General features: G+C 67.7%; 17 protein-coding genes. 5 read left to right on the top strand and 12 right to left on the bottom strand.

Annotated features, from left to right (window positions below):
* Nucleotides 1-598, bottom strand: a 598-nt coding sequence (locus ACXJLU_RS12585; protein WP_457331325.1) for a LysM peptidoglycan-binding domain-containing protein, incomplete at its 3' end; no start/stop codon positions are given.
* 165 nt (nt 599-763) lie between these two features.
* Here ACXJLU_RS12585 and ACXJLU_RS12580 point away from each other — a divergent pair.
* Nucleotides 764-895 carry a hypothetical protein gene (locus tag ACXJLU_RS12580; protein WP_255376827.1) on the top strand — a complete coding sequence of 44 codons (132 nt, stop codon included), beginning with the start codon at nt 764-766 and terminating at the stop codon, nt 893-895.
* Nucleotides 896-917: 22 nt separating this feature from the next.
* Here the strand turns inward: ACXJLU_RS12580 and ACXJLU_RS12575 are convergent, their stop codons facing one another.
* From ACXJLU_RS12575 to ACXJLU_RS12525, 11 genes are all read right to left on the bottom strand, one after another.
* A complete protein-coding gene (locus tag ACXJLU_RS12575; RefSeq protein WP_457331323.1) occupies nt 918-1,817 on the bottom strand; it encodes a hypothetical protein in 900 nt (299 codons plus the stop codon).
* Nucleotides 1,818-1,978: 161 nt separating this feature from the next.
* Complete coding sequence (locus ACXJLU_RS12570; RefSeq protein WP_056815283.1) at nt 1,979-2,164, bottom strand: hypothetical protein; 186 nt, start codon at nt 2,162-2,164, stop codon at nt 1,979-1,981.
* Between the two features lie 28 nt (nt 2,165-2,192).
* Nucleotides 2,193-3,455 (bottom strand): TIGR02270 family protein, encoded by a 1,263-nt coding sequence (locus ACXJLU_RS12565; protein WP_073463686.1) that lies wholly within the window; start codon nt 3,453-3,455, stop codon nt 2,193-2,195.
* A gap of 13 nt (nt 3,456-3,468) precedes the next feature.
* A complete protein-coding gene (locus ACXJLU_RS12560; protein WP_457331321.1) occupies nt 3,469-4,422 on the bottom strand; it encodes a hypothetical protein in 954 nt (317 codons plus the stop codon).
* 40 nt (nt 4,423-4,462) lie between these two features.
* Complete coding sequence (locus ACXJLU_RS12555; RefSeq protein ID WP_457331319.1) at nt 4,463-5,557, bottom strand: PAAR-like domain-containing protein; 1,095 nt, start codon at nt 5,555-5,557, stop codon at nt 4,463-4,465.
* An 11-nt stretch (nt 5,558-5,568) separates the two neighbouring features.
* Nucleotides 5,569-6,606, bottom strand: a complete 1,038-nt coding sequence (locus ACXJLU_RS12550; RefSeq protein WP_457331317.1) for a hypothetical protein — start codon at nt 6,604-6,606, stop codon at nt 5,569-5,571.
* Between the two features lie 2 nt (nt 6,607-6,608).
* A complete protein-coding gene (locus ACXJLU_RS12545; RefSeq protein ID WP_457331315.1) occupies nt 6,609-7,733 on the bottom strand; it encodes a DUF2169 family type VI secretion system accessory protein in 1,125 nt (374 codons plus the stop codon).
* Nucleotides 7,734-7,752: 19 nt separating this feature from the next.
* Nucleotides 7,753-8,334 carry a DUF6484 domain-containing protein gene (locus ACXJLU_RS12540; protein WP_457331313.1) on the bottom strand — a complete coding sequence of 194 codons (582 nt, stop codon included), beginning with the start codon at nt 8,332-8,334 and terminating at the stop codon, nt 7,753-7,755.
* 8 nt (nt 8,335-8,342) lie between these two features.
* Nucleotides 8,343-10,625, bottom strand: coding sequence for a type VI secretion system Vgr family protein (locus ACXJLU_RS12535; RefSeq protein ID WP_457331311.1), 2,283 nt, complete (start codon nt 10,623-10,625; stop codon nt 8,343-8,345).
* A 132-nt stretch (nt 10,626-10,757) separates the two neighbouring features.
* A complete protein-coding gene (locus ACXJLU_RS12530; RefSeq protein WP_457331327.1) occupies nt 10,758-11,150 on the bottom strand; it encodes a DUF7079 family protein in 393 nt (130 codons plus the stop codon).
* 5 nt (nt 11,151-11,155) lie between these two features.
* The gene (locus tag ACXJLU_RS12525) at nt 11,156-11,986 is read right to left on the bottom strand and encodes a hypothetical protein (protein ID WP_457331309.1); all 831 of its coding nucleotides are present in this window, start codon (nt 11,984-11,986) and stop codon (nt 11,156-11,158) included.
* A gap of 38 nt (nt 11,987-12,024) precedes the next feature.
* On the opposite strand from ACXJLU_RS12525, the gene ACXJLU_RS12520 reads away from it, so the two are divergent.
* The 4 genes from ACXJLU_RS12520 (at nt 12,025) to ACXJLU_RS12505 (ending at nt 17,408) form a co-directional block, all read left to right on the top strand.
* Nucleotides 12,025-12,393: a hypothetical protein gene (locus ACXJLU_RS12520; protein ID WP_457331307.1), complete on the top strand. Its 369-nt coding sequence runs from the start codon at nt 12,025-12,027 to the stop codon at nt 12,391-12,393.
* Nucleotides 12,394-12,560: 167 nt separating this feature from the next.
* On the top strand, nt 12,561-13,835 hold the full coding sequence (locus tag ACXJLU_RS12515) for an acyltransferase family protein (RefSeq protein WP_457331306.1): 1,275 nt from the start codon (nt 12,561-12,563) through the stop codon (nt 13,833-13,835).
* Nucleotides 13,832-14,887, top strand: coding sequence for a cupin-like domain-containing protein (locus ACXJLU_RS12510; protein WP_073463663.1), 1,056 nt, complete (start codon nt 13,832-13,834; stop codon nt 14,885-14,887). Before ACXJLU_RS12515 ends, ACXJLU_RS12510 begins: the two co-directional genes overlap by 4 nt.
* Before the next feature lie 109 nt (nt 14,888-14,996).
* Nucleotides 14,997-17,408, top strand: coding sequence for a di-heme oxidoreductase family protein (locus tag ACXJLU_RS12505; RefSeq protein WP_457331304.1), 2,412 nt, complete (start codon nt 14,997-14,999; stop codon nt 17,406-17,408).
* The last annotated feature ends 56 nt before the right edge of the window (nt 17,409-17,464 follow it).

Here is a 17,464-nt window from a genome sequence, read left to right as displayed (position 1 = left end):
GTGCCGGTTCGGCGGCCGGCTCGGGCTTGGCCGGCGCGGGCCGGGTCGGGCGTGCGGTCTCGGGCGGGGGCGCCTTGCCGGGGATGCGGATCGTCGTGCCTTCACCGACCTGGCGCGGCACCTTGATGTTGTTGTAGCGCGCGAGGATGTGGAAGGCGTAGATGTCGCCGAGGAAGCGGCCGGCGATGCGCGACAGCGTGTCGCCCGCGCGCACCACGTACGGGAACGACTCGCGGCCGAGCGTGGCCTGCGGGTCCTCGGTCATCTGCTTCTGCAGGTTCAGCGCCAGCTTGTTGGCCGGGTCCAGGCTCAGCGCGCGCTGCAGCTCGGCCCGGGCCTGCTCTTCGTTGCCGGCCTCGAGCAGCTCGACCACGCCTTGCGCGACCTTCTGCGCCTGGGCCTGCATCGCGGGGGTCGGCGGGGGCGGGGGCTCCGGGGCGGGTGCCGGGGCCACCGGCGTGGTGGCTGCCGGCTCCGGCGGCGGGTCGGCCGGCTTGGTGGCGCAGGCCGACAGCGCCAGCGCCGCGACCAGGGCCGTCATCAGGGCGGCGGTGCCGACGAGGCGGGACGGCGCCGTGCGATCAGAGGTTTCGATCATGCGTTCCATCTTCAGTCGAAGTGAGCGGAGCCCGGCAGCCGGGATGCCGTCCGGGTGAGGGCGGCGCCGCTGGGGCGAACGGCAGATTGTGCCCCGTCCCGATGCCGGATCAGAACCGCTTCACCCCGTCATCCGTGTGAAGAAAGTGCTTGCCACCACAACCACGTGGCCACCGCCGAGAAGATCGCGCCGACCGGCCCCTTCGGCTTTCGCCAGCTGCTGCAACGCGACGACGGCTGCCGCACGGTCACCCAGCAGCACGGACGCACGCGCCGCGCCGGGCGGCGCTCAGCATGACCGGGTGGCGTGGGACAGCCGCTCAGACATTGCACATCACCTGCGTCCAGGTCACCCCGTCCTCGCTGCTCAGCAGGTGCCTGGCACCGACGCTCCAGATGACGTCGGCATCGGACTCCAGGTGGCCGAAGGTCAACGGCCCCGGCAGGCCGGTGTCCACCGCCTCGAGACCCTTCGGACCGATCAGGTAGAGGCCGGTCAGGCTGGCGACGAAGGCCTTGCCCTTGAACAGGGTCAGGCCATAGAGGTTGTCGCGCGTGACCTCGTTCTGGATCGTCGTCGAACGGTCGCCCGCGGCCTGCAGGAGCACGCCCGCAGCGCCGCACATCAGCGCATGTCCCGACGGCGTGACCAGCACGCGCTGCAGCGTAACCGAGGTCGGGCTGTCGAGTTGGCGCCAGGCGCTGCCGTCGTACAGCCAGATCTCGCCGCCGAAGCCTACCGCGTAGACCGCCTGCGGCGTCAGCCCGTGGACCGAATTGAAACCGGTGCTCTCGCCCTTTTGCGCATGGATGGCACCGGAGATGGCCTGCCAGGCACCGCCGCTGCGGCGGTAGGCCTGGCGCGACATCCCGACGGCGAAGACGTCGCTGTCGACCCAGCGGATGTCGCGCATCGCGCCGTAGCGGTCCGGGCCCTTGGCCTGCGGATCGACGTGCGACTCGGAGAACCCGCCCGGGATGCCGACCAGCAACTCGCCATCCAGGCCGAGCGCCAGCACCTCGAACTGACCGTTGCCCTTGTCGACGCCGCAGATCGAGGCCACCGGCCACTCGGGCGTCTTGACGAACCACTTGCCGCCCTTCAACTGCAGCAGGCGCGAGTCGTCCTCTTCCTTGGCGACGAACCAGACGCGGTCGCGCGAGCCGACCGCGGATTGCGCGAACGTCATGTGGGGCGAAGAGGGCTTGGGCTTGGCCATGGGTCGGAAATCTTCAGAATCAGAATGAAGCGTCATCGAGGACCTCCTCGTCGGCGCATTGCTCGTCGCCGGTCTTGCCGCTGCAGGCGTCCTCCCCGGTCTCGTTGCCGCTGCTCTGATCGTGCCTCCAGCCGGGCGCCGATCAGAACCGCATCACCCCGTCATCCGTGTGAAGAAAGTGCCTGCCACCACAACCACGTGGCCACCGCCGAGAAGATCGCGCCGACCAGCAGCCAGGCCTTGGCCTGCGGGATCACGCGGCCGGCGGTGAGCCAGCGTGCGAGGCCGAGCACGAGGAAGGCCGGGCCGAGGATGGCGAGGATCAGCTTGGCGTCGATCGGGGGCATCGGGGCGTCCTGGGTGCGTCTGGCGAGCTTACCCTGCCATCCTGGCCAGCAGCCGTTGCTGGCGCCAGGTCGGCGCGCCGGCATGGAACAGGGGCGTTCCCGGGTTCAACAGGCACAGGTATTCCGCCGCGGCCAGGCGCTGGCGTTGAAACCCGCCTCGCAGGACCGACAGGCAATGGGCAGTCGATGGAGGCTCGCCCATGAAATGGCGAATGCCGGCCGTGAAGCGATGGCCATTCGACTGCCACCACGCTGCGATGCGCTGCGGGTCCGGCCAGGGCAATCCGTCATCCTCGTCCATCGCGACATCGTCATCCTCGGGCGCATCGCTCGGGCCCCCACGCTCGTTCTCGAATGCCGCGCCGTCCAGGTCCAGCTGCGCCAAGTCCAGGCCGGTCACCAAGCTGAACGATTCACCGGCCAGCCGAGCGAGCTTCGCATCGCTCATCTGCTTGATCAACCACGGCACATGGTGAGGGTCGCCGCCCATGCCTGTGGCGCGGATCAGCGTTCGCACCCGCGCGGCGTCCTGCGAAAGAGCGCGCAGCAAGGCATGCGTCTGCTCCATCGGCTGGCTGCGCACCAGCAGGTCGACTGCAGCATCATCCAGCACGCCGGGCGTTCGGCACAGCGCGGACAGTGCCTGCGGTGCAGCCTGCCGGTCCCCCAGCAGCAGCGCGGCGCACGCGGCTTCGACCACGCGTTCCGGGTCGGCGTCTTCGAGCAGCTTCAGCAGGGCCGGCAGCAGGTCCGCCCGGCCGCACCGTGCGGCCAGCCGCAACACCCGCGCAGGCGTCGCCGCGTCCTGCAGAGCCGTATCCATCGACGTGCCGGGCTCGACGCCGTGCAGCACGCACGTCGTCCAGCCGATCTCGCGGTGCAGCAGGGAAGGGGAGTCGATCAGTGACTTGATGATGCCTCGCAGCGAACCTGCAGGCACCCAGTCGAAGGCGGACACCAGCCCGGCACGGGCCTCGGGCAATGCCTCGGCCAGCGTGAGCAGTCGTCCCGTCAGGCCGGCATCCCGCCCGTCGATCGCGGCGACCGCGGCGACGAAGACGCTGTGCGGGGTCGGGTTCTCCAGCGCCGCCACGCACTGTGCGCGAGCATGATCGCCCGCCACGGCCAAGCCATCCAGGCTGGCGGCCAAGCGCTCGTCGAGGCGCTGCAGCTGATGCAGCCGCACATGCGGTGCACGCACCAGCACCGAGCGGGTGGCATGAAGACCTTGGGCGTCGTCCAGATGCTGCTGCAGGACGACGGGAACGGGAGGGCGAAGGAACGCAGACATGCGACGCGCAGCCCTACCCGACCAGGCAGGTCCACTGCGTCCCGTCGCGCGAGACCCAGACCTCCTGGCCGGCGACGGACATCACCTCACCCGCGTTGGCGGTGACCTGCATGCACGGGACCACCTCCTCGACGCCGAAGTCGATGACCTTCAGCTGGTCGCCCACCAGCACCCGCAGCGAATGACCGTCGGCCACGTAGATGGCGCCGCCGAACGTGTCGATCGAACAGAAGCCCAGGCGCGGCTCGCCCTCGTAGTCCAATTGCTGCCATTGGTCATCGCGGCCCCGCAGCAGCGTACCGCGCAGGCCGCATACGAAGATGTCCCCGTCCGGACCGTTCACTGCATCCTTCAGCATCACGTTGGTGGGGCTGTCCATCGGTTCCCAGCGGTCCTTGAGGTAGCGCCAGATCTCTCCCCGCATGCCGAAGGCCAGCAACCGGTCGTCGCCCTGGGAGACGATGCCGTTGATGCCGCCGCCCGACTTGATGCTCTTGCCGATCAGGGCGTCGATGTCGAGGGTGGCGGACACAAGTTCCTGCGCCATGCCCTTGTCGAACCGGATCCAGCGGCCTTGCGCATCGCGCACGAACACGTGTCGCTGCATGCCCCAGGCCATCACCCGGCCGAACACGATGCCGATGTCGCGCATCGGGCCGAGGGCGGTGCCCGGTTCCAGGAGTTCGGCACTGATCGCGTCGCCTTGCAGTACCCCCACTTCGCCGTCTCGGCCGAGCACCTCGACCCGCAGAGGGGCGTTCGAGGCGATCGCCAGGCCGACCGATTGCCAGGGCCAGGCCGCCAGTTGGCTCCAGACGCCCGCCTTGCGCCGCAACAGCCGTGTTGCGTAGTTGCCGTTCTCCAGCAAGGAGGCGTCGTGGGCGACGAAGAAGTAGTCGTCCGCGGCGGCGATGGCTGCTGCCACGAAGACGTGATCGTCAGAGGCGAAGGTGAATGTCTGCGTCATGTTGAAGAACCCTGTCCGTCACGGGGCGAGCGGGGGGACGTCATTCCGCGGCGCCCACAGCTTTGGTGTGGATGAGCGAGCCGTCCCTCAGGCCGACGCTCTTCTGGCGATGGTAGGCGTTGATTTGCGCTTCCAGGCATCCGGGGCTGCAATCGCTGTCCGAGAAGATCTGCTCGTGTGCGTTGACGCCGCTGTCGCGAGCCTCGCCGTACTTCATGGCGTGGTCTGCGCTGCGGCCCTTCGTGTCCCCCCCGGCTGCCGCCGTGGCGTTGACCGTGTTGATGGCGGAACGCTCGAACGCGTCCTGCAGGTCATGCATGTCAGGGTGGGTCTTGTCGGCCTTCCTGAACGGTGCCTTGCAGTTTCGATGCCACGAATACCCCTCGACGCAGACGCACGGCGCGGCGGCCTGGTCATAGTTGGGAAATTCCGCCTTCGGGAAGTGGTGCTTGGGCACGATGTGGTGTGCCGTCTGGCCCGGGCAGCAACCGCCCTTCTTGTTGTTCTGCTTCGAATAGGGCACGAGCATGCAGCGCTTGGCCTTGACGCATGGGTCGTCCGCATAGCCCTTGTTCTTGCTCGCGCTTGAGTAGACCTCCGGGCAGTCCTGGTCTGCATGCTTGTTGGTCTGGCACTCCGGACAGGCGGTTGTGACGGCGGTCATCTCGTCGCCGCACGCCTTGATCTTCTGCGGCCCCGTCATGTCGTCCAGGTAGGGCCAGGTCGGGCTGTTACCCGGCACCGAACCGTGGTTGTGCGTCGTGAGATCGAGGTGGCGCACGACGTTCTCGCCTTCAATCTTCACATCCATCGACCAGGCGTTGAAGTAGACCTTGCCGGTGATCTTGCTCGTGACCACGCCTTTCTTGGGCGCCGAGCCCGCCTCGTCTCCCGTGCTCTTCTTGAAGTACGACTTGTTCTTCAGCATCACCTCCTTGCCGGAGACGGTGACGCTGGTCGATCCGTCGGTGGCGTCGGACGCCATGCCGGTGTTGGGATAGGGGATGGGCACGCCCGGAGGGGTTGCCGGGGTCAACGGCGGCGTGAAGCACACGTCGGGAAAGGCGCAGATCGCCTTGCCAGCCGCGGCCTTGCACGACACCTCCATCATGTTCGCGAAAACCTGGTTTGCCATGGTCGTCGTCTCTAGGGTGTTTGCGGCCGCACGGCGGCCCAGTGCAGGACGACTGCCGCTCGCGGGCCGCCGTCGTTGGAGAAGTGCGCGAGCACGAAGGGCCCGGGGGCATGGCCCTTGCGGAACGCCGAGTCGACGACGGCCAGCATCACCAGGCCGATCGCCGCTCCCGTTTCCCCGATGCTCTCGGCCGGGTGCCAGATGTCGAAGAACTCCTTGCGCTGCCGCATCGTGCGCGACACGGCCAGCGCGGCTTCCTTGAAGTAGTACTGCTCGCCGGAGACGTCCGCGATGCGGAAGTCGAGCTCATGCATCTGTTTGCCGGCGTCGACGAGTGCCTGCCGGATGGCGTGCGACAGGCCCTCGGCCCGCAGCGGCGCTTCGGAGTGAACGGGGGCAGGTTCGACCCCGAAGCCGATGCCGGTGCACACGAGTTGCGCCTCCTCGCCGGGCGGGCCGACGAGCACGGCCGCGGAGGCCTCCGCCGGCATGAAGCCGTCCGAGGTGCCGTCCTTCAGCAGCCGGTCGTCGGCGTCGTAGGCCTGCAAGGTGGGCCATCGCAGCAGGCTGTCGGTCCCTACCATCAGCACCTGGGCGGCATGGCCGCCTTCCAGCAACTGGCGGGCATGCGAAAGCGCCACGGCCGTCCCCACTTTGCCATGGGCGACGATCGCCGACGTGGACGCGAAGCGGGCCCCCAACAGTTCGCACACCTGGGTGAACAGGTCGCCGTCGATTCCCTCGAGACGGCCCGGCCTGTCGGGGTCTGCCACGCACAGCAACAGCGGGATCTGCGCCCAGGCTTCCTTGTCGATGCCTTCCAGGCATTCGTCGATGGCCATGGCAGCCATCTGCGCGAGCTTGGCAAGGCCGCGCCAGGGCTTCTCCAGTGAAACCTCGTGGGCCACGATCATGCGCGCGCCGCGGCCGGCAAAGCGTGTCTCGACCGGGTTGGTCACTTTCGCCCGGATGGCCGCGCAGGCGGATCCGGCGTCCAGTCCTACGCTCGTGACCAGGCCGGTGCGCCGGACTGCGATGGCGGCAACCATGCTCAGGCCGCCTCGGCCGCAGCCGGCCGGGACATCGGAACCATCACCACCGGGATCGGGAAGCCGATGCTGTCCCGGGACTGCCACCACTCGCGGCCCTTCTTGCCAACCAGCACCTGCTCGATCTCGTGCAGGTTCTTCCTCAAGGGCCGCGCGACGCGCCAGGTCAGGTTGAACCGCTGCAGCTCCGGCTCGATCACGATGGTGTCCAGCGTCGCGGTGTAGTCCTCGCGCTCGCCGCGCTTCGGAAACACGTGCACCGGCGCCACCAGGTTCGGAATCGTGAAACGCGTCAGCCCTTCGGGCGTCAGGTTCGCCAGCGCCACCTCCACCGGCCCGCCGGTGAACGCCTCCAGCGGCAGCTGCTGGTCCAGCGGCGCCGCCTGGAAGTACCGCGCGTCGAAATCCGGTGGCAGGAAGGGAAAGTGCTTGTCGAGCCACTCGTCGTCGTACGTGCCCGCAAAGCGCGAGCGCGACGACCAGCTACGCCCCAGCGGCCCGTACGACATCGGCGCGTAGTCGCTGTCGGGGTCGCTGACGCTGCGCCCGATCTCCTCGGTGCGCGGCAGCGGCTTGCCGTCGACCCAGGCCTTCTTCAGGTGCTTGTGGAATCCCACACCCACCGGGTTGGCCATGTAGGCCGCATGCTGCGATGGGTCTTCATGCGCCAGGTCGGCACCGCCGTACGCCACGTCGTAGCTGATCGGCTGCGTGACGAAGGGCTCGGCCGGCGTCGCGCGCAGCGTGGCCAGCCCGCAATCCCATTGCCGCGCGCCGACCACCGCGATGCGCTTGCTCCAGTTGCCGATGCGGATGCCGGTCTCCACGCGCGTCGTGGGCCGCCCGTGCGGCGCATGCGCGCTGCCCAGCAGCAGCAGGTCGACGAACGGCTTGTGCGGCGCGAAATCCACCTCGTAGACCGGTGCCGACAGTCCGGGTTCGCCGGTGAAGGTATCGGCCATCACCAGCGGCAGTTGTTCCTCATGCAGTGCGAAATGCGTGGCCGGCTCGCCGGCCTGCGGGAATCGGAAGGTGCCCTTGATGACGACCACGAGCGACTCGCGGCCGCTCGGCTCGAGGCCCATGTTGTAGCCCGCCGTCATGCGGGTGGCGTTGATCAGTTCCATGGCGGGTACTGCGGCGCGATCAGTTCAGTTGCACCGAGCCGCCCTTGATGCGGTTGACGCCGGTCGAGCGGCTGGAGACGTAGCTGCCCTGGATCAGCACCTTGCCGGCCTCGGTCAGCGTGATGCTCGCCTTGCCGCAGCGCAGCGTGAGCTCTTTCTTCGCGCTGACCAGCATGCGCTGGCCGTCGCTGTCGAGCTGCACCTGGTCGGGCCGGTCGGCCAGCGGCCAGCCGGCGGCCGGGCGCAGCACGCCGGTGACGATCGGCAGCGCCGCGTCGCCGTTCTCGAACATCAGCGTGACCTGCGCGCCGATGTGCGCGCCGTGCAGGTCGAGCACCGAGCGCGCACGCAGCGCGGCCGTGCCCGGCTGGCCGGGGTACAGCACCAGCGGCGTCGCGCCGTCGTCGGTGATCGCGATCAACTCGCCGACCACGACCGACGGCAGCGGCTCGCTGCGCAGCACCGCCGCGCGCGCGTGCAGCAGCGGCTGCAGCGCGTCGACGGGATCGGCTGTCGGGTCGCCGACGGGTGAGAGAGGTGTGGCTTCCTCGCGCGTGTGCGCTTCCAGAAGTTGTTGGTCCAGCGTATCGCGGCCGCTCATCGTGTGCCTCAGTTCTGCAGAATCTTGGAGCCCTTCATCACGATGTCGCTGCTCGCCTTCACGTTGATCTTGCCCGAGCCCTCCACGGTGATGTCCTTGCCCTTGATGGTGATCGTGCCGTCTTTCTTCATCGTGATGCTGGCGCTGCCGGTCTTCAGCGTGATGGAGTCGGCCGCCTCGAGCACGTAGTTCTTGCCCACCTTCAGCGTGTTGTCTTCGCCGATGGTGGTGTTGCGGGCCTTGGCCACCTGCACGCTCTGCTTGCCGCCGACGCTCAGGCTGCGGTCGGAGCCGACGTCGATGCTCTGCTTGGCGCCGATCGAGTGGCTTTCGTTGATGCCCACCGAGACCGAGCGCGTGGCGCCCACCGAGATGGTCTGCGCCGCACCGACCACCACTTCCTGGGCGGCGCCGATCGCCACCGTCTCGTTGATGCCGACCGCGCGGGTGCGCTGCAGCGCGACCGTCTCGGTCTTGCTGGCGCCGATGCTCACGGTGCGGTTGCTGCCGATCGTGATCGTCTCGTTCGCGCCCACCGTTTCGGTGCGGTTCACGCCGATCGCGATGGTCTCGTTGCTGCCGACCTTCTCGTTGCGGTTGACGCCGATCGCGATGTCTTCGTTGTTGCCGACCTTCTCGGTGCGGTCGACCCCGATCGTGATCGTCTCGTTGTTGTCGACGGTCTCGGTGCGGTCGTGCTTGACGTGCACCGTCTCGTCGTGGTCGATGGTCTTCGTGCGGTCGTGGCCGACCCACTTGGCCTCGTCGTTCTCGACCTCGATCAGCTGGTCTTTCTCGGCGTGCAGCCACAGCTGCTCGGCGCCCTGCTTGTCCTCGAAGCGGATCGCGTTGGCATTGCCGTAGCCGCCGCCCTTCGACGAGCGGGTCAGGATGCCCGACTGCGTCGCGTTGGCCGGCAGGTCCCACGGCGGCATCTGCTCGGCGTTGTAGACGCGGCCGGTGATCAGCGGCTGGTCGGGGTCGCCCTCGAGGAAGCCGACGACCACTTCCTGGCCGATGCGCGGGATCGAGATGCCGCCGAAATTCTTGCCGGCCCAGGGCGACGACACCCGCACCCAGCACGAACTCTTCTCGTTGCCCTGGCCGAGGCGGTCCCAATGGAACTGCACCTTCACGCGGCCGTACTTGTCGGTGAAGATCTCTTCGCCGCCGGGGCCCACCACCACGGCCGTCTGCGGGCCCTGCACGAAGGGCTTGGGCGTGATGCGCTGCGGGCGGAACTGCTGCTTGCTCGGGATCGCGGAGAACGCGCAATGAAAGCCCGCGCCGCCGCCGGCCTCGGAGCCGTAGACGGCGAGGTTGGCCTGCACCTGTATCGAGGTGATCAGGTGCTCGCTGTTCTGGTCTTCTCGCGGGTGCTTGCTCAATTTCAGATTGCAGCCGACCTGCAGGCCCAGGGCGTTCGACATGCCGTGCGTGCGGGCATAGCGCGCCTGGGCTTCGTCCATGCGGTTCTCAGCCCATTGCGAACCGTCGCCCTTCTGGACGTAGTCGCCCTGGTAGTCGAAGCGCTCGTAATCGGCCAGTTCATGGCTGCGCGTGTTCGACGTTTCGACTTCGAGCGAGGTGGACGGGCGCTCGAAATCGTAGCTCGTCATCACCGTCTTGCCGGTGCGAACCGATTCGTCGAAGACCCAGTTCGAGACGTATTCCTGGTCCGGCGGCGCGTTCGACGGATCTTCGATGTAGCGCATCGTCTCGTAGCCCGGTGCTGCATCGTGCGCACTCTGCGAGTCGATCAGCACCATCTTGTGAGCGCCGTCGGTGTGCTGGAAATACCAGTAGATTCCCTCGTGCTCCAGCAGGCGAGCGATGAAGTTGTAGTCGCTCTCCCGGTACTGCACGCAGTAGGTGCGCGGCTGGTACGAGCGGAACAGCTTGGGTTCGAAACTTGCGATGCTGTGATCGCCGAACACCTTCTTGACGATGTCGGGCACCGACATGTCCTGGAAGATGCGGCAGTCGGTGGTGCGGGTCAGGAACCACAGCCACGGACGCACCGTGGCACGGTAGCCGAAGTAGCGGCCCTTGTGGGCGCCCAGCCCGAAGCGCGTGACATAGCCGTTGAAGTGGCGCTTGCTGCCGTTGCCGAGCGTCACGGTGACGGTGACCGGCTTGCCCAGCAGGTCCTGTGGCTTCAGATCGGGCTTCTCGCTCAGCAGCGAGAGTTGCATCTCACCCAGCGTGCTCAGTCCGGCCGACAAGGTCATCGACTCGAAGAACAGGTCCTCAGGCGGAAGCGGTGAACTCAGCGTGATGGGATTGGCCATGGGTGGGCTTGCTGTGCAGACGAAGAGGTGCACGGACGGTGCACGCTGGTCCTCAGAGTAGGAAAAGCCGCCCGGGGGGTAAAGCGACGAAAGTCATGTGGCCCCGCGGGTCGAGGGGCGTCTTGCGCCTGGTTACGAGCGCGCTTGCGCTTGTTGCGTCATTTCACGCTGGACGTGCTGCCAAGCGTCCTCGAAATTGGACAGCATCATCCTGTCGAACTGCTTCAGGAGCGGGGCTGCCACTCTGGCCGGCCAGCGCTCGCGACGGTGCAGATGAGCGAGCACCATCTCGCGCACGTCCTGGGGCTTCCATCCGGTCCAGTTGCCGACGAACGCATTTCGAACGAAGACCGGCGCGACGTCGTGACGCAGCATGCCGTCCAGCGTGGCGACATCGAAGCCGGAGGCCAGCAATTCCCTCGCGATGGAACGCGCCTGGGTGGCATCGAATTCCGTATCGACGAACAGTTCGGACAGCGCGCACCACGCGGGAAGGCGACGGGCGATCTCCGACTCGTCGAGCATGGCGTTCACCGGCGCGCCGGTTTGGGCCACAGCGAGCTGAAGGCCCAGTCGGTGCCGAAGGCCAATGCCATCGCGCCGACGATCGCGGCGGCACCGACGCAGACCGGTGCGGTGGCGGCGCAGACGCCCAGAGAGACCGCCCCGGCGCCAGCGAGGTAGCCGCCCGCGACGCCGGCTGCCATCAGCGAGCCTTGGTGCGCCACCTCACGCGGCTTGTCCTCGGCGTTCATGATGTCGGAGACGGCAATCGCAAGGGACAGCACGAACAGGGCCCGTCCCGCATAGCGCAGCCCCATCGCCTGACGGCTGACGGCAGCGTTTGGCTGGCCGGACTTCTGGATGATGCGCAGCCAGACCGCCGCTTGCTCCGCTTCGCCCAACTGGGCGAACGGCTTGGCATACAGCTCGCCAGCGTACTTCTCGCACAGCTCGGCGAGCGTCTTGCCCTGTTCCTTGAGCGACTTTGCATAGGCCAGCATGGTCGGGCTGGTGCGCGCCCGCATCATCTCCATCGCGCTGTTGCGCAGCATTTGTGCCTGCTCGGCTGCTTGCGCCGGGGTGATCTCGCCGCGCTGTACTGCGGCCAGCAGGTCCTGCGCCGCCTTGCGGGTCATCGCCTGATATTCCATCCTCACTCGCGCATCGGTCTGACCTGTGGTGCCGAAGTGCGCCGCCGTGGCCTGCAGTGCTTCCAGTGCCTGGTGCAATGCCTGCATTTCGCCGGACTGCGCATCGCGCCCGGTCGGTGCATGGCCGGTGTCGGGGGTGAAGAATCCGCTCATGGCGCCAGCATAGAACGACATGGCGGCCGGAACGACGACCAAAGTCATCTGCATGGCAGCGGTAGCATTCAAACCATGGTGGGAATCCTTCTATGGGCAAGTCGACGGAGCGGGCGCGCTCAATGAAGCCATCGAACCTCGGCCGGTTGTTGATGACCGTGCTGGCCTCACTTGCAGCATTCCTTGCCGGCTTGGCGCTGACGTGGGCTTGCCTCTATATCCTGAGCCATGCTGATCTGCCCCATCTCCGACCCAGGCGCAATGGCTGCGACCTGGAGCATTGCCCCAAGTGGTGGGGCCTGCCGGTGCTGCTGGCGACCTTGTTCCTTCCGTCGATCTGCTTCGCCGTGACCGGGTACCTGGCGGCGGCCCGTGCATGGCCGGTTCGCAAGATTGCCGTCGTCTTCGGTGGGATGACGTGCCTCACCGTTCTCGCGTACACCAGCGCTTACGTGCTCTGAAGCCAGGCCGGCAGCCCGCGCTCACCAACCGTTACGCCTCCACACCCCGATCCGGCAATTCCCCGTTGTCCAACGCCCCTCGGCGCCCGTAACATTCCCGGCGCAATGGAAGAGGGCAGACGGGCGCCACCCAGGACGCCCGCGTCGACCGCATCGGAGGGATCTTCATGGCATTGCACGGCGCCAACACCGCCCCGCAGGAGAACCTGCCCGAGCTGACCAGCCTGCGCTTCATCGCAGCCTTCGCGGTGCTCGTGCTGCACTACCGCGACCTCTTCGGGCCGTTCCCCGACGCGCTGCTGCGCGCGATCGTCGGCGGCCAGTACGGCGTCACGTTCTTCTTCGTGCTGAGCGGCTTCATCCTGACCTATCGCTATCACGACTGGTTCGCCGGCGGTGTTCGCGATGGACGCTTCTGGCGCTTCCAGCGCCTGCGCTTCGCCCGCATCTACCCGATCTACCTGCTCGGGCTGTTGCTCGACACGCCGTGGCATGTGATCGAGCGCGCGCAGGCCGGCCAGCTGGCCGAGGTCGGGCAGACCTGGTGGGCCTCGTGGTTGCTGAACCTGGTCGGGCTGCAGGCCTGGGTGCCGGCGGTGCCGTTCGCGATGTTCTGGAACACACCGGCCTGGAGCGTGGCCGCCGAGTTCTTCTTCTACGCGACCTTCCCGTTCCTGTGCGCCGGCCTGCTGCGCCTGCGCCTGCGGCTGCGCGGCCTCGCGCTGCTGATGGCCGCCACCGTCGCGCTCGGCATCGGCGCCTACGTGGCCGTGATCTGGTGGATGAACTTCGTGCTGCATGCCGAGCCGCAGACGCAGTACATCGTGCTGGTCTACAACCCGCTGCTGCGCTACAGCGAATTCCTCGGCGGCTGCCTGACCGGCCTCGCGTTCCTGCAGCTGCGCGCCGGCACCGCGCCGCGCGCCGCCTGGCTGACCGGCACCGATGCGCGCGCCCGCCGCGTGCGCGATGCGATCGTGCTGCTCGCGCTGGTGGCCGCCGGCGTGCGCATCGGCCTGCCGGACTACACCGGCCCCGAGATGTGGCGCTGGCTGCTCGACGTGGCGATGAAATACGGCATCTTCATCGTGCCGTTCAGCGCGCTGATCCTGGCGGTCGCGTCGGGTCGCACCTTCCTCAGCCTGCTGCTGGAGCGGCCGTGGATGGTGCTGCTCGGCGAGGCCAGCTATGCGCTCTACATCATCCACTGGTCGGTGACGACCTTCCTGCGGCTGGGCTGGCTCGGCGAGGCCGGCACGCCGATCGTGCACGGGCTGTTCCTGCTCGGCACCGTGGCCGCTTCCGTGCTCTGCTACCGCTTCATCGAGGTGCCGTGGCGCCGCCGCTTGCGCGGCACGGGCGCTGCTGACACGCTCGACACCTCCGCGGCCGCCGCGCCGGCCGCATCGCTTCAACCCCAACCGAGACCCGCTCTGCCATGAACTCTTCCACGCTGATGCCCGCGCCGCGCCCGCGCGAGATCGAGGCCCGCCCGGTCGACAACGGCTGGCTGCAGTGGGTGGCCGAGAACAAGCTGCGCAACTGCGCGATGGAGTCGATGCTGCAGACGATGACGGCCGCCGGCCTGTCGCGCGCCGAATCCGAGGCCGCGATCATCCGCATGGACAACGACCCGGCCTACCTCGCGGCCAAGCGCTACCAGCAGATGCAGCGCAAGTTCGAATCGGTGCTCGCGAACCAGCAGAAGCTGTGGGAATCGTCGCCGCACTACGGGCGGGTCGAGAAGCGCAGCCACGTGTCGCGCGACGAGTTCATCGAGCGCTACGTGCGCGGCAGCCGCCCGCTGGTGCTCACCGAAGCGGCGCGCGACTGGCCGGCGCGCACGCGCTGGTCGCCGCAGGACCTGAAGACCCGCTTCGGCCACCTCGACGTCGAGATCCAGGCCGAGCGCAACGCCGATTCGAACTACGAGCAGAACAAGCTCGAGCACCGGCGCACCGTGCGGCTGGGCAACTTCGTCGACCAGGTGCTGGCCGGCGGCGCGACCAACGACTACTACCTGACGGCCAACAACGAGGTGCTGCGGCGCCCGGAGTTCGCGCCGCTGCTGAAGGACATCGGCACGCTGCCCGAGATCTGCGACCCGGCGCAACTGGCGGCGCGCTCGTCGTTCTGGTTCGGCCCGGCCGGCACGCGCACGCCGCTGCACCACGACACGCTGATGCTGATGCACACGCAGATCGTCGGGCGCAAGCGCTGGCGCTTCATCTCGCCGCTGGAAACGCCGAAGCTCTACAACCACTTCCGCGTCTACAGCCCGATCGACCTCGACGCGCCGGACCTGGTGCGCTACCCCGATTTCGCGAGCGTGAAGGTGCTCGATGTGGTCGTCGAGCCGGGCGAAACGATTTTCCTGCCGCTCGGCTGGTGGCACCAGGTGACCTCGCTGGAGGTGAGCCTGTCCTTCTCGTACTCGAACCTGGCGATCCCGAACGACTTCACCTACGTGAACGCGGAGATCCACAACTGGTGAAGTGACGCTCCCTGTCTGGAATGCCTCTTGCAACTGGTGTCCGAACAAATCGAATGCCAGCGCGGGCAAGTAACTGCCCGTATCAGCAACACGCCAACGGGAGGGTTCCATGAATCAGAAGCGCACGCCAGCAGGAGCAGGTCGGAACGACAGGTCACGAACACTCGCCACGGTGGCGATGTTGTTCAGCACCGCGATGGCGCTGTCGGCCTGCGGCTCGGGCGGAGGCGATGATTCGAGCCCGGCGAGCAGCCCCCCGCCGACGAGCAATGCACCTTCGCCGGTACCCGCACCCGCTCCGGCGCCGACACCTTCGGCGGCGCCCGCCCCGGCGCCTGCTCCGTCCCCAGCGCCGGCACCAGCGCCAGCCCCCGCACCGTCCCCCAGCACCCCCGTCTCGTCGGCGCCCGCGCCCGCACCGGCCGACACCGGTGCGACCGACTACGTGCCGCTGTTCACCAGCAGCACTCAGGTGATCGAGCAGATCCAGGTCACCGAGGCCGACGGCACGCTGGTCACGTACGCCGGCTTTCGCCCGACCCCGCGCCATGCGCGCGAAGGCGGCGAGCCGTGGACCGACACCGTCGACAAGGGACCGGGCAGCTACTTCGCCTTTCCGCCGTTCTACTTCCAGAACCGCACCTTCGGCCTGGTGATCCGCGACGAGGTGCCGGCCGGCCGCCAGAAGATCACTGCCTACCTGAAGCCGAACGTCGGCACGATGATCAACAACAGCTTCAGCGCTTTCCGCCGGCTGGACCCGAACGTCATCGAGTACGGCTGGAAGATGGGCGTCGGCTACACCAACCCGAAGGACGGCACGCAGCGCTGCAACCCCGCCACCGCGATCGCCGACCTGTGCGTGGCGCAGAGCATCACCGACTACTGGCGCATGGCCGACGAGGCGCAGTACCAGGGCATCACGCGGGCGAACAACAAGCTGAAGCTCGGCGACAAGATCGAGATGTCGCCCGGCGTGTTCCTCGACTACACGCCCGGCACCGACATCGCGCTGATCGATGGCGGCCACAACCGCGACTATTCGTTCGAGCAGCTCTACGTGGTGGGCAAGGGCATGGTGCCGTGGTACGGCATCGCGCCGAAGCTCGACACCACGCCGCTGCCCGACGACGCGCTGCTGGGCGGCCAGGCCAGCGTCTCGTACAACTATTCGGAAGAGCCGCACCGCGTGTTCCAGCAGGCGGCCAACAACATCGGCATCGCCAACATGCAGCGCTTCGTCGAAGGGCGCCGGCTGTTCCACACCTCGTTCCTCGATGGCAAGCACTCCGAGAGCCCGACGGTGAACCCGGTGTTCACCGCGCATGCGAACCAGCTGGGCGAACGCTTCAACGAAGTGCGCTGCCTGGGCTGCCACACCTTGAACGGCCGCAGCCCGGCGGCCGACATCGGTACGCCGCTGAACAAGTTCGCGGTGCTGACCGCAGCGGCCAGCAGCACGTCAGGCGTGACGCCCGACGCGACCTACGGCGTCAACGTGCAGCAGCTGTCGCGCACGGCCGGGGCGCCCGACTACGGGGTCTCGATCCAGTCGTTCGTGAAGACGGTGCGCACGCTGGCCGGTGGCGAGACGGTCGAGCTGCAGAAGCCGGTCTATGCGTTCAAGGGACCGGTGCCGGCGCAGTTGTCGGTGCGGCAGGCGCCGCAGGTGGTGGGCATGGGGCTGATCGAGGCGCTGGACGAGACCACGATCCTTGCGCAGGCCGATCCGCAGGATGCGAACGGCGACGGCATCCGCGGCGTGCCGAACTGGTCGATCGACCCCGAGACCGGCCAGCGCCACCTTGGCCGCTACGGCTGGAAGGCCGGCAAGGCGACCGTGCGCCAGCAGGCGGCGGGGGCCTTCCTGCAGGACATGGGTGTCACCAGCCCGGCCTTCAAGTCGCTGGGCTGCCTGCGCGGCGCCGCCGATTGCAAGACCAGCACCGCGACGCCGTCGATGAGCGACCTGGAGCTGGAACGCGTGGCCTCGTACCTGCAACTGCTGGGCGTGCCGGCGCAGCGCAAGTACGCGAGCGGCTACACCGACGGCAYGGTCACTCCGCCCGAGCACGACATCAGCGATGCGACGCGCACGGCCATCGCGCGCGGCAACCAGCTGTTCGCGCAGGCGGGTTGCACCGGGTGCCACACCGCCGAACTGAAGACGGGCGCGAATCACCCGTTCCAGGAACTGCGCAACCAGACCATCCACCCGTACACCGACGTGCTGCTGCACGACATGGGCGCGGAGCTGGCCGACACGATGACCGAAGGCCAGGCGGGCCCGAGCATGTGGCGCACGCAGCCGCTGTGGGGCCTGGGCTCGCTGAAGTACGTGCAGAAGGAAACCGGCTTCGCGGATGCGAGCCCCGTGCGCTACCTGCACGACGGGCGGGCGCGGACGCTGGTGGAGGCCATCGGCTGGCACGGCGGCGAGGGCAGTGGCAGCCGAGCGAAGTTCGAGGCGATGAGCAAGGCGGATCGCGATGCGGTGGTGGCGTTTCTGGAGTCGCTGTGAGCGCAGCGCCCGTTCGCCAGCGTTGAACTACATGGCAATGCGCGAAATTCCTTGAA

This window comes from Rhizobacter sp. P5_C2 (genome assembly GCF_054049715.1).
This window is presented reverse-complemented; position numbering and strand designations above follow the sequence as displayed.